10 protein-coding genes are annotated in these 13,867 nt (G+C 43.0%); 2 read left to right on the top strand and 8 right to left on the bottom strand.

Going from position 1 to position 13,867, the window contains the following annotated elements:
- Positions 1–66: 66 nt before the first annotated feature.
- Together AK822_RS03920 and surE are read right to left on the bottom strand one after the other, a co-directional pair.
- Positions 67–861, bottom strand: a complete 795-nt coding sequence (locus AK822_RS03920) for a M23 family metallopeptidase (RefSeq protein ID WP_060490627.1) — start codon at positions 859–861, stop codon at positions 67–69.
- Positions 862–1,117: 256 nt separating this feature from the next.
- On the bottom strand, positions 1,118–1,930 hold the full coding sequence (surE, locus tag AK822_RS03915; RefSeq protein WP_060490626.1) for a 5'/3'-nucleotidase SurE: 813 nt from the start codon (positions 1,928–1,930) through the stop codon (positions 1,118–1,120).
- A 628-nt stretch (positions 1,931–2,558) separates the two neighbouring features.
- On the opposite strand from surE, the gene AK822_RS03910 reads away from it, so the two are divergent.
- Together AK822_RS03910 and AK822_RS03905 are read left to right on the top strand one after the other, a co-directional pair.
- Positions 2,559–2,996, top strand: coding sequence for an MCR_0457 family protein (locus AK822_RS03910; protein WP_045444876.1), 438 nt, complete (start codon positions 2,559–2,561; stop codon positions 2,994–2,996).
- A 576-nt stretch (positions 2,997–3,572) separates the two neighbouring features.
- The gene (locus AK822_RS03905) at positions 3,573–4,739 is read left to right on the top strand and encodes a D-alanyl-D-alanine carboxypeptidase family protein (protein WP_045444873.1); all 1,167 of its coding nucleotides are present in this window, start codon (positions 3,573–3,575) and stop codon (positions 4,737–4,739) included.
- Positions 4,740–5,048: 309 nt separating this feature from the next.
- On the opposite strand, the gene AK822_RS03900 is transcribed toward AK822_RS03905, so the two are convergent.
- The 6 genes from AK822_RS03900 to ispG all read right to left on the bottom strand — a co-directional run bounded on the left by AK822_RS03900 (position 5,049) and on the right by ispG (position 13,786).
- A complete protein-coding gene (locus AK822_RS03900) occupies positions 5,049–6,986 on the bottom strand; it encodes a sensor histidine kinase (protein WP_060490625.1) in 1,938 nt (645 codons plus the stop codon).
- A gap of 220 nt (positions 6,987–7,206) precedes the next feature.
- A complete protein-coding gene (der, locus tag AK822_RS03895) occupies positions 7,207–8,649 on the bottom strand; it encodes a ribosome biogenesis GTPase Der (protein ID WP_055124475.1) in 1,443 nt (480 codons plus the stop codon).
- Positions 8,650–9,023: 374 nt separating this feature from the next.
- Entirely contained in the window at positions 9,024–10,232 is a 1,209-nt protein-coding gene (gene bamB, locus AK822_RS03890) for an outer membrane protein assembly factor BamB (RefSeq protein ID WP_045451756.1), read from the bottom strand.
- 243 nt (positions 10,233–10,475) lie between these two features.
- Positions 10,476–11,261, bottom strand: coding sequence for a YfgM family protein (locus tag AK822_RS03885; protein WP_060490624.1), 786 nt, complete (start codon positions 11,259–11,261; stop codon positions 10,476–10,478).
- A 55-nt stretch (positions 11,262–11,316) separates the two neighbouring features.
- Positions 11,317–12,606, bottom strand: coding sequence for a histidine--tRNA ligase (hisS, locus tag AK822_RS03880; RefSeq protein WP_060490623.1), 1,290 nt, complete (start codon positions 12,604–12,606; stop codon positions 11,317–11,319).
- A gap of 64 nt (positions 12,607–12,670) precedes the next feature.
- On the bottom strand, positions 12,671–13,786 hold the full coding sequence (ispG, locus tag AK822_RS03875; RefSeq protein WP_055124478.1) for a flavodoxin-dependent (E)-4-hydroxy-3-methylbut-2-enyl-diphosphate synthase: 1,116 nt from the start codon (positions 13,784–13,786) through the stop codon (positions 12,671–12,673).
- Positions 13,787–13,867 lie beyond the last annotated feature (81 nt).

Raw genomic sequence — 13,867 nt, 5'->3', positions numbered from 1 at the left:
CTGAAATTCAAGCACTCTGAATAAAGCCACTAAACTTGCCAAATCAGTCACAACTTGGCATCACGTTTAACGCCCCAGTACCGCACGTGGATCAATAGGATTGCCATTTAAGCGCACTTGGAACTCTAAGCCGACCTGATTGGTTTGGCCACTGTTACCCATGTTTGCAATGCGCTGACCGCGCTGTACAGCATCGCCTTCTTTGACCAGTAGCTGACTATTATGCGCATAAGCGGTGATGTAATTATCACTATGACGAATCATAATAAGATTGCCATACTCTGGCAGACCATCGCCAGAGTACAGTACCGTGCCAGATTGGCTAGCAAGTACGGGATCACCGATATTACCAGCAAACCACATACCCATCGTGCCCGCTGCCGCATCAAAGTTACGGGTCACTTGATTGCGACTTGGATATTCATAGCCTGACGTTGCGTTAGCCGTCACTTCGTATACAGGGCTTTGTGAGCTATTGTTAGGCACGCTCGTTACAGGTGGTGTGTACGTTGGCTGTGTCGTTGTAGGCGCGTTATAACGATTGTTGTCGGCTGGCGTACCTTGCCACAGCTTGAGCCATTGACCACTATAAATCGTATATTTGCTGTCCAAACCATTGAGCGAACCGATTTGACGGTAACTGAGACGATAGCGCTCAGCAATTTGGCTGACTGTGTCGCCACGCTGTACTCGATGGTAGTTAGGAACGCCTTGTGCATTGGTAATAATCTTAGGTCCCGCTTGGTTGGCTGATTGGTAAGTAGGCTTGGTTGCACAGCCCACCATCATTAACGTTGCTGCTGTTAAAGTACCTATCAATGCCACTGTTGCAAAGCGCGATCCAGCAATAAGCTTCTTCATACAAGATTTCCTATTCTTTATGTTACTCACAAACTCCTTGTGTTACTCACAAGCATTTTGCTAACTTTTATACCGTTTAGTATTTAGTATTTGGCAAATACCATTATCAATCACTCGATAGTAAACCATTTTTTAAGGCGTGTCCTCATTTTGAAAATGGTGATAAAAATGAGATAAATGGCAGCCAAATAAGAAAAATAGCGCAGATAATATCAGGATATTGACCAGCTGTTTGACGCATTTTGGCAGCGTAAATTTATAGCATTAACGCCGACAGCGTTTTAAGCGTGTCTGCTGGCGTATGATGCAGGCGCACTGGTGATAAACTGATATAACCCGCCGCTACCGCTTGATCATCCGTCATATCTGTTGCAGAGGACTGCAAATCTTCAGTTTCTAATGGCAACTCATGTGGGCGTTTACGTAGCGACAACCAATAAGCATCACGCCCACGTGGATCGACCACATGATGTACAGGACGCGCAATCTGACGGTGCCCTAACGCCGTTATTTTCCGACCTTTGATCTCATCAGCACTATCCACATCAGGAATATTAACGTTTAATACATGATAGGGCAAATTTTTGCAAGCATCTAATATCGGTGTTTCTATCAATAATTTAACAATTTCAGCTGCCGCCATTTGATAATGACTGGTCTGCTCTTGCCCTTCTCCTTTGACGCCGCCGCCCACTAGGGAGGTCGCAATGGCAGGTATTCCAAAGAGCTGTGCGGTTAATGCAGCACCAAAGGTACCTGAAAATAAAACGTCTTGACCAAGATTGGCACCAGAATTGATACCAGTAATCACACAATCAAAACGCGTATCAGGATACAACTCATGCAGTGCCAAATGTACACAGTCCGCGGGCGAACCATTTACCGCTATAAAACCAGAATCCAATCGATGAGTATATAATGGCATCGATAGGCTCAAAGCACTCGCGCAGCCACTTTGCTCACTATTTGGCGCAACCACTACCACCTCTGCAATAGCAGACAGGGCTTGATATAATGCCAATAACCCTGGTGCATAAACCCCATCATCATTACTAATTAAAAATTTCATTCTCACTCAATATACTCATTAATGACCGCCTGTCCACTTATGAACTTTAGCCGCATAAAATTGCTATAATCAGATCCGAAAATGGTGGTTAGATTGTGTGATTATACTGTTGATGCTGACATCTACATTGACTTTTTCTGCATAAATAGTATTTATACACAGCATTTGGCAAGCGTCAAATGGTAGCTGAATTTACTATCAAAGTTAAAAAGCCATACCGCGATCAAAGTAAAATGACACTGTGTTGATATCACAGCATGCATATGAAAAAACTGATATAGCAAAACGTGTATGCCACCATAATTTTGGGCGATTATACCCTAATAATACGCTGACACGAACCCAGTCTTTGCGCAGAATCTATCCAATTTATAATTTTATCTCTATGATATATGCATCAATAACAGCAAAAAAACTTGGCATGACGTTACAATAGGCAACACCTTACAACAATACAAACTTATATTTTTATGCTGACGTAACTTATGAGTCTATGCTGCTGATATGTTGCTCAAAAAGAGCTTTGGCTCACAAGATATCTACACATAAATCAATATTTTATGTGACTTTTGTTTTTTTACCCATTAACATATCACCATTAAATAAAGATAAGCGAGTGTAATACTGCATGAAAAATCAATCGATATTATCTATAGCTTCTGTGATAGCAAAGACGGCGTCCAAAATTAGTCTTGCAGGACTGGTAACCTCTGTTGCTATGCTGTCTCAAGCATCCTTTGCGGCGAATAATTCTGCTACAACCATACCTCTAGATATGTCTGGCATCAATGTTACCAAGCATGAAATTGCGGTCATGCAAGTGCTATCAGAGATATGTCCACCGATGCTCAATGGCAAACAAAAACAGCGCTTTTATAAATCTTATAACGTGCAGCTTCACGAGTTGATGCCGTCTTTAGAAGATCCAAAAGCAGCGATTCAATATCTATCCACTCAGCAAGATTATCGCCAGATATTACAAGGCATTCGTAGCTGGACAATGGGCTTCTCTAAACAAGACAACAAAGCTCTATGCGAAGATTTGGCGAATGCTGAATACCAGTAGTGGATCATCATAACTAAGCTCAACAATTACAACATTATAATTGGCTTACTTATCAGACATCCTATCGTCTCCCCTACAATAGCTATGCCCCAGCATTGATTCTAAATTGATAAAGTCAGCTATAATTAATGACAATAAATCATGGCATTATCTGTCTTGGAACGCTGATTATGGGCTATTTAGCGACACCTTATAAGCTTGTTCATCAGGCTTATAAGTAACAAAAAAGCTTACGGTCATCCTGTTTATACCAACAGGATGACCGTAAGCTTTTTTATGACAGTCGAATTATTTCTATTCGAGACATTGTAGCAGTCCTAGTCTGAGCAAACGTTTACTTCTTACCACTCTTTCTTTTTAATCGGGTCTTTTTTTGCATTTATCGATTCCCCATCGGTTGGCATTTTGCTAAGATAAGGCGTTAATTTTATGTCTGTCGCTCAGCCATCACCACTCTTATTAATACATTGTTTTTAAACAGAATGTTTAAGACAGGCTACTTAAAATGATGCATAAGATTTAGTGCAAGGTACAAGCGGTAGATACATTTGGTTTCATGATGCGGTGTAACGATATATGACAGTAAAGCGTGTAAAAAATCAGCTGGTGCAGCTGGTAGTCGGTGTGAGTATCTCTATGAGTGCAGTGATGGCAAACGCAGCCATCCAGCCGCCTGAGATGGATAATACCGCCTATGTATTGATGGATTATAATACTGGTGAGATTTTGGCACAAAAGAACGCCAATGAGTCGCTACCGCCAGCGTCTTTGACAAAAATGATGACCAGTTACATCATTGAGCAGCGCTTAGCATCAGGCGACCTTAAAGAAGATGACCAAGTCATAATGAGTCCAAATGCTTGGTGTCGTGGTAGTAGCAGCCAGTCTTGCATGTATGTGCCGGTAAATAAATCTGCGAGTGTTATCGACATGCTACGCGGTATTATTATTCAATCAGGTAATGACGCCTCAAAAGCTATGGCGGAGCATATCGCTGGTAGCGAAGCCTCATTTGCTATCTTGATGAATGAGCAAGCGGAAAAGCTTGGTATGAAAAACACCCATTTCGTCAACTCTACTGGTATGCCTGACGAAGGGCATGAGGCATCAGCACTAGATTTGGCCAAATTGTCACGCGCTATTATCAAGAATAGCGGCGACTATTATGGTATTTATGCAGAAAAAGAGTTCACCTATAACGGTATTACTCAAGGTAACCGTAATGCTCTACTTGCAACCGACCCAACCGTTGATGGTCTAAAAACTGGCCACACTGATGCCGCAGGCTATTGCTTAGCGGCTTCAAGCAATCGTGATGGCATGCGCTTGATTTCTGTGATTATGGGAACAGAGAGCCAGCAAGCACGTGCCGATCAATCACGTGAGCTGCTCAACTGGGGCTTTGGCCACTTCACTACTGTCACCAAAGCACCTGCCGGACAATTCGTCAGCAAAGTTCCGGTCTGGTTCGGTGAAGCTGATGAAGTCGAGCTAGTTACTGCGGATAATTTGCAAATTCTAACCAGCAAAACGCAAAAAAATAAAATCACGACTGTGGTAGATATTCCTGAGAGCCTAGAAGCACCCATCAAAAAAGGTCAAGAAATTGGCAAAATGATGGCCGTTATTGATGGTAAAGCGGTGGCTTCAGTGCCTATTATAGCGACCAGTGATATCGAGCAATCAGGCTTTATGAGCCGCACTTGGCAGCGTGTCGTACGTTGGGCACAAAATCTGTTTTAGAGAATATTAGTAGAAGCTATTTCTCAAGAACATTACTGACAAAAAAGACGCCTCAAAACTGGGCGTCTTTTTTATGTCCTCATTCACCGCACAGATTTTATTATTGCTATTAAGTAGTGTCATCATCAAACTGTGATAAACACTGATTTACTAGACTCAGTAAGCTTGCCCTCGTTCATCATACTTTTCAGATTAAAAGCAAGCACCTTTGTCGAAAATACGATGTTCGAAACTATTTACAGTAAATGAGAGGCAACGGATTACATTAAACGAGGTTAGTACAGTAAGCGTGACAAATACTTTGACCTATTACGTCCATACCAACCAGCGCTTAAGCAAGTCGCTTAATGCTTTATCTTTATAAGTGGCGCTATAACAGTAATCGACACCAGCTGCTTTCAAACCATGCTCAAAGCTATCTAACTGCTTCGCTCGATGTGGTGGATACCAATATACCAATAAAGCCCGATGTTCACTTTCAAATTGACGAATACGCTTGGCTAACGACTCAGCTTTACTTGGAAAAATATCTTCCGCAAACATCACCATATTCACCTGTTTTATACTCATCTCCTCTATAACCAGTGCTTCATGCTGACGATAAATGACCATCGCGCCTAAACGCTCTAGCTCCTTCGCTAAAAACCCAACTTCATGATAATAATAGTAAATAATAGTCAATCCAGCCAATAAATGCTGCTGCCGAGACTGCTGTTTATTGGTCATCGATATGGTCAGCATGAATTGGGTACCTGACCCTAACGTACTATCGACTTCTATAGTAGCGCCCATCAGCTGAGCCATTTGCTTGACGACTGGCAAACCAACACCTGAGCCTTCATATTGACGAGTTTGTGATGAATCCACTTGGAAAAACGGATTAAAAATATCATCGATATGAGTGCTATCGATACCAATACCTGTATCTTTCACACTGATTTGCCAGCGATTGCTTTTATCAAAATGAGTCAATTGCGACGTAATAGTCACCTGCCCCGCTGGAGTAAACTTAATCGCATTACTCAGTAATATCGATAATATTTGTTTTATTTTTTCCGCATCCCCTTCCAGACCATAGTCTATATGATGAATACGGCTGATCAACTCTAGCCTTTTTTGCCGAGCAATAGGCTCATATTCTGCCAACAGATCGGCGATTAACTGCAGTGGATTGAACGCAATACGATTAATACTCATCTGACCTTTTTGTATTTGATTCAATTGAATAATATGATCAAGCGACGACACCAATTTATCACTACCGTCACTGATAATTTCAACCGCATCTTTTTGTTCTCTATTGAGGGTATCGTAATCTAACAGCTGTAAACCGCCTACGATAGCATTTAGCGAGGTTTTCAACTCATGGGTGATCATGCTTTGAAAGTTATGCAGCTGCACATCGAGTGATACGTCTTTGTTGTGTAATTGCTGCTCAAAAATAGCAAGCGCCTCATAATCTTGTTGGACTTTCTGTAAACGATCAAACAATACAGCCAAAGTTTGCTTGATTTGCACCAGTTCCTGAAATTCAAAAAGCTGTGGAATCACTGGTAACTGCTCAAGCTCTGGGTTTTTTACAACGATGTGACAGACTTCTTTCAAAGCTTCAATATCTCTGATTGGCCATTTGAGTTTGCGCAGAATGTACAATACCCAAAGTACCGTCAATATCGTGGTAATGAGCCATAGCAATATATTGCTTCGAAACCAATGTGAACGTAGGGTGTTCACATCTAAAGTGAGATTAATATATCCAACTAACGCGCTATTTTTATTGGCCTCACTAGACGCTGACGATTCTTGCTCACTATTTGATAAAGTCGTGGACGATTGCTGACTGCTGTTTAACGTATTTAGCGCGCTATCATCACCGATATCGTCACTGGTAACGGGATAATTGAAGCTGACAGTATCTGCAAATAAGGCATTCTTCCAATCATCTCTGGATTGATTAACTTCATCAATAGGTTTGGGTGTTGAATAAAATAAAATACTTCTAATGCTGGGTTCACTTTCTAACAAGAATCTCACTTGCTCAGCCACGATATCAGCACCATCGGCTGTCGATGCGCTGGTGGTCAACATGGTAGCCAATTGCTGGATATGCTGACGCTTCTCTTTATAGTGGTATAACAAACCATAAACGATAGACATCAAGAAGCCTGCCAACACAGCCAAAATAATGGCTTGTACGACAGAACGCCAAATAAGCGTAGGGATGGTTTGAGAGGGACGGTTGTTCATATTACTTAACTGAGTTAAGAAAACTTTTGATTATAGTACAGGTATTTTGTAGGAGTAGTGAGGGAAATATCACATGTTAATAAAACTTAACAACGTATTAATATATCATGATGACCGATATAATCATCATGATATGGCACATTACAGAGAAGCATGAACAATAGAATAAAACAGTCTTTATTTACTACAACAATATAAAGACCGTCATCATTTTGCTAAATTAACGCTTTTTATCTTTATTGGTGAATTTCTGCTTATCTTTGGTAGTAAATTTCTGTGCCCGATTACGCTCGCGTTGGCGCAACTGTTGCGTCTTCGCTTTGGTTGGCGTATCGCTCTTGTTGGCATATGGGTTGTCATTTTGTTTAAGGACAACGTTGAGCGGCGTGCCTTCGAGCTTAAATACTTGACGGAATTGGTTTTCAAGATAACGCTGATAGCTCTTAGGTAGCGCGCTGGTTTGGTTACCATGAATGACAATCACGGGCGGATTGTGACCACCGATGTGAGCGAAGCGCAGTTTAATACGGCGACCAGCAACCGTTGGTGGTGGATTGGCTGTCACCGCGTCTTGCAGAATCTGAGTCAAGCGATTGGTTGATACTTCAAACATCGAAGATTTATAAGCACGCAAGATAGACGGGTATAGATTACCCACACCAGTGCCATGTAGTGCTGAGATTAGATGCACTTTTACATAAGGGATAAAGTTAAAGCGGCGATCCATCTCAATCTTGATATAATTTTTCTGATCAGCAGTCAGACCATCCCACTTATTAATCGCAACAACTAAAGCACGACCCGCATCAAGCGCATAGCCAATCATATGCAAGTCTTGATCAACGATACCTTCATGCGCATCAATAACAATAACGGTTACGTTAGAATCTTCGATTGCTTGCAGGGTTTTAATGACCGAGAATTTCTCTACTTTTTCATCAATTCTGCCGCGGCGGCGTACACCAGCGGTATCGATTAAGACGTAGTCCTTACCTTCACGTGTATAAGGAATATAAATACTGTCACGTGTGGTACCGGGCATATCAAAAACCACTACTCGGTCTTCACCCAATAGACGATTGACTAGCGTCGATTTACCAACGTTTGGACGACCTATGATCGCTAACTTCAAACCTTTTGGCTCTACGACATTCTCTTGCTCAGGCATATCAGCCGTCAATATTTCAAGCAAATTACCGACACCGCGACCATGACTTGCCGCCATCGGGTATGGCTCACCCAATCCTAATGCATAAAATTCGGCAGGTGCAGCGTCGTGAGCACCATCGACTTTATTGGCAACCACATAGACTGGTTTGCCAAGGGTGTGTAAAAACTTACCAATCTCCGCATCTGCGCCGATCATACCAGCACGAGCATCTACCACAAATACGATGATGTCCGCTTCATGAATCGCTGTATGTGATTGCTCAGACATATAGTCATCAATGTTGCCGCTACCGTCATCCGCCTCACCAATACCACCAGTGTCTACAACGATAAAAGATTTGTCTTCATAGGTCGCATCACCGTACTGACGGTCACGAGTCAGTCCTGACAAATCAGCAACCAATGCCTGCCGACTTTTTGTGAACTGATTAAATAAGGTAGATTTACCGACGTTTGGACGACCAATTAAGGCGACCACAGGCTTGATACTCATGGGTTACTCTCAGTGAAAGGCACAATGGCGGGCAGTACAGTTATTCTTATAACCAGTGATATAACAGTAGTCGTGAATAAGCTGCTCTTGACCGCAAATTAAAATGAATGATAAAACAATAGCAAAAATAATAGTCAGCTATTTTACAATTAGCAAGTGGTACATAGGATGACTAAATGATAAATATATATGGATAACACCTACGGCGCATCGGTCGCATAGAGTACGCGAAAGCCTGTATTTAAACAAGCAATTTACACAAGGCACTAAACGCTGACGAAGCAGCGTTTGTGTTCTCTAAAATTGCAATCAACCAGTTGGTTTAACGATAATATCAAACATACTATCTAAGTAAGCATTAACCGATAAAAAGCTTAGCGGGCTAATTGCCAAATAGCAACCTGTCCTGATGTGCTCTGTGTCATCAAACGGCTGCCTTGTACTTGCAAGCTACTCAAAGCGCCCTTAGTTTGTACACGGCTAACGATTTTACCGCTAGCTGGATCGAATAAGTGTACCATGCCGTCAAAATCACCCACGGCAATATAATTACCAATCATTACAGGATTGGTTAAATGACGATAAGCCAGCTCTTCACTTTCCCAAAGAACCTCACCATTACTGCGATTATAGGCAACCACTTTGCCCTCTAAGCTGGTACCAATCACTTGCTGGTTATTTACAGCAAGTGACTTTAAGCTGGCAAGCTCGTTGACAAACATGACTTGACGCGAAGCCAAATCAATACCTAATAACTGACCGCTATAACTGATGGCAAATAGCTGGTTTTTATCGACGATCGGCGTACCATCGACATCACTCATGCGCTCAACTTCACTACTACCAGTGCCAACGCCAACACGTCTTGACCACTGCGGTAAACCACTATCAGTCGTCACCGCATGTAAACGACCATCAGCAGTCGCCAATAATGCCGTTTTGCTATCTAATAACGTTGGCGCCGCACTACCGCGTACACTGATGGCTGGAACTTGTGTGGCAAACTGCCAGACAGACTGACCTGTCTGTAGTGACAAGCCATGTAAAAAGCCATCGTTCGCTGATAGAATGACACGGTTATTGGTAATTAAAGCGGGTGTCAATACTGATCCTGATAACTGCTTCTGCCAGCGTTTTGCGCCAGTCACACTATCAAATGCCATCACTTGACCGCCGCGTGTGCTAATAATCGCTGTTTGGCTTAAAGCATCTAAAGCAACGCCGCCCGTGATTTGATCGCCAACGTTGATCGACCATAAACGTTCGCCTGCACTGTTAAAACCGGTCAAATCCCCACCGCGCGATGCAGTGACGATTTGTCCATTGACATAACCTACTTGCAAGTCTAATGGATCTTTCTTACTGGCTTTTTTATTGCCAATATCTGTGCTAAAAACCGGTTGCAACACACTGATAGGCTCAGCAATCTGTACCAGCTTGACTGGATCATTGACGACGGGTTTAATACCGCGATTACACCCAATCACCGCAGTGCTCATCACTGCCAATACTGCCACATGCATCACCGTCGATTTGATGGTTTTAGCTTTTGATATCTTGCTAGAGCGAATAGATTGAGTCATTATGAGTTCTCACTACAAATAAATTATTATTAATTAGTAAATTGGTTATCAGTAAATATCAGATCGGCGCTTAGTATTCACCAAGCACATTCAATGAGTGCTGGCTGTCCATGCGACGCGATTGTTTTACTGCACCACTTAGCTTGTAGAACGGTTATAGATACGCGCTATTGACTAGCAATTATCAGGCATTAGGTAGAACGCAAACGCTATTATTGGTTAACAGCGCTTGTCACTGTACAATTATTGCGCAACCTCGGCAGCAGCATTTTCTTCCACTAAGGGCTGTGCAGCACTACTTGACTCTTGAATCAGACTGACTGGTTCGTCGATAGGCTCAGGTACGATGCCCAGACTCTCCATCTTTAATGCCAATACTGCACGCGTCTCTTGACGGTTGCGTAACAACTCCCAAGCATTATTATAAGACTTGATCGCTGAGTCTTTATTATCTTGTGCCAAATAAATATCCCCTAACAACTCTTGTTGGCTGGCTTCAAATGAGCTTGGCATATCATTGTTGGCTTCTGCTAATGCAGCATCCGCATCGCCTGCCGCTAGTAACGTTGTCGCATAGCGCAAACGAGTAATTGCCTGTAAGCCTGCATCACCTAAATCAATGGCCAATGCTTTTTTGAGGGTTTCACTTGCTTCGGTAAATTCATTATTATCTACTTGCTGACGCGCTTTAATCATCAGTGCCTGCCAAGCGTAAACCGACTCACCATGCTTGCTGACTAGCGCATCAATATCTTTATTTAGCTGGGTGCGACTTTGTGCAAGTGCTGCCTTTGCTTCTGCTTCCAAATCAGGGTTTTGTGAGGCCAAACTGACTTCTTCATTCAACCGCTGAATGTCTGCGTAATGATCTGCTGCAACGGTGTCTACGCGCGCATGGTTGTCCTGCCAATATGTCCAACCAAAATAAGCGGCCAGTGCCAACAAAATCGCAGTGACAATATAGCTGCCATACTGCTTTAACGCTTGCATTGAATTGTCTGCATTCGGCGAATTGGGTGTCAGAGCCATATGTGTTTACCTGATAAAATTGTTATGAAATTGCTAATGCTAAAACCGCAATCGATTACTGACGGATAAAATTTTCTTTGCTCGACAGCCAATCTGTCGCAACCGTCTGTTGTTCGCCCGTCTGCATGTCTTTAACGCTAAGGGTATTATCATCCAGCTCTTGCTGTGCAATAATAACGGTCAATGCAGCACCTGACTTATCGGCTTTCTTCATTTGCGCTTTTAGGCTCGTCGCACTCGCCATTTTCACCCGAATATCTGGGCGACTATAGCGTAGACGTTGAGCATAGCCAATGCCAGCACTATAAACTTCTGGATGTGCAACCACGAAAACATCGCAAGCGGGAACATCAGCAATCGGCGCAACCGCTTCCATTAAAAGTAATAAACGCTCAAGCCCCATGGCAAATCCAACAGCAGGCTCAGATTTTACTGGCTTATTGCCATGAGTACCGATGGATTTTAGTTGCCCGATCAAACCATCATAACGGCCGCCCGCACAAACGGTCGCTTGGCTACCAAGCTTGTCGGTCACCCACTCAAAAACCGTTTTGTTATAATAATCAAGACCGCGTACTAAGTGTGGATTGATCTCAAAATTAATACCCAGCTCTGTTAAATAGGCTTGTACTTGCTCAAAATGCGCCACGCTTTCTTCACCTAAAAAGTCAGCAAGCTTAGGCGCGTCTACCAATAGAGCTTGGGTGCTTGCTTCTTTGCTATCTAAAATACGTAGCGGATTGGTGGTCAAGCGGCGCTTGCTGTCTTCATCCAGCTGATCTTTTTTATCGGTAAGATAGGTGACCAATGCTTCGCGATAAGCATAACGCTCATCAATTTCGCCCAGACTGTTTAGCTCTAAACGCATCTCATCTTTTAGACCCAGCTCTTGCCACATCAGATGGGTCATGGCGATCAGCTCAGCGTCAGCGTCTGGTAAGGCACTACCAAAGCTTTCAACACCTATTTGGTGAAACTGACGATAACGACCTTTTTGTGGACGCTCATAGCGAAACATTGGACCGATATACCATAACTTTGGCGTATCACCGCGCAGCAAGTTATGCTCAATCACAGCACGTACTGCACCTGCTGTACCTTCAGGGCGTAGAGCCAACGGCGTTGGTGGCTCAGACTTATCGGTAAAGCTATACATCTCTTTTTCGACAATATCAGTCGCGCCGCCAATGGCACGCGCAAACAAATCGGTTTGCTCAACGATTGGCAAGCGAATATGCTCAAAGCCGTATCTGCCCAGTACTTCAGCCAATATCGCTTCTAAATGCAGCCATTTTGCGGACTGATCAGGCAAAATATCATTGAACCCTTTGATAGCTTTAATCATGGTACGGTCGTATCCTTAAAAATTTTAACAAGTGTCTCTTTTATTTTTTGCTCATAATAGTGTTTTATTTTACGCGGATAATCTCATTCTCGCGTTTTTTAGCCAAATCTTCGGCATGTGCGCGTACCATGCCTTCTATTTCATCGACCAAATTGTCGGTATCGATAAGATGGCTTTTTTCACCCATACGATATACCAAGGATCTTGGTGCGGCACCAACAATGCCAATATCGGCCTCTTTCGCTTCACCAGGACCATTTACCTTACAGCCGATCACAGACAGATTCATCGGTTCACGAATGTCTTCTAAGCGCGACTCTAAAGCGGTCATGACTCTAATCACATCAAACTCTTGGCGCGAGCAGCTTGGGCACGCAATAAAGTTGACACCATTAGAACGTATATTTAGCGATTTTAAAATATCAAAGCCGATTTTAATTTCTTCTTCAGGCTCTGCCGCCAGTGAGATACGAATGGTATCACCGATGCCATCTAATAATAAACCGCCCAGTGCAATCGCAGATTTAACCGCGCCCGTACGATAAACGCCCGCCTCGGTGACGCCTAAATGCAGCGGATTATCAATTTGGGCAGAAATCAGGCGATACGCATCCAAGGTCAAAAACACATTGCTGGCTTTAACCGATACTTTATATTGATCAAAATTTAGACGCTCTAATATATCAATATGGCGCATGGCTGATTCAAGCATCGCCTCGCCAGTTGGCTCGGTATATTTGCGCTGAATGTCTTTTTCGAGCGAGCCTGCATTAACACCGATACGAATAGGGATGTTGTAATATTTGGCACAGGCGACCACTTCACGTACTTTGGCATCGCTACCGATGTTACCTGGATTAATACGCAGACAGTCAGCCCCTGCTTCGGCAACTGCTAACGCAATTTTGTGGTCGAAATGCACATCTGCAATCAAAGGCACACTGACCAGCTTACGAATTTCGCCAAAAGCTTTGACCGTATCCATCGTTGGTGTCGACACCCGCATCAAATCCGCACCAGCTTCAACGCAGCGTTCGATTTGAGCGACAGTTGCTGCCACATCGCAAGTATCTGTATTGGTCATACTCTGCACACTAATCGGCGCATCACCACCAATCGCGACATCACCGACATATATTTTTTTGGTAAGGCGACGGTTAATAGGCGCTGACGTTGACATAGACAAACCCTTCAGTTAGAGCGAAAAAACGCAGAAAAAACACACTTATAATAGCTTGCAGATAGCAACTTTTAAAAATAA

The sequence above is a fragment of the Psychrobacter sp. P11F6 genome (genome assembly GCF_001435295.1).
GTDB lineage: Bacteria > Pseudomonadota > Gammaproteobacteria > Pseudomonadales > Moraxellaceae > Psychrobacter.
Note: the sequence above shows the minus strand (reverse complement) of the source record. Positions and strands in the feature narration are given on the sequence as shown.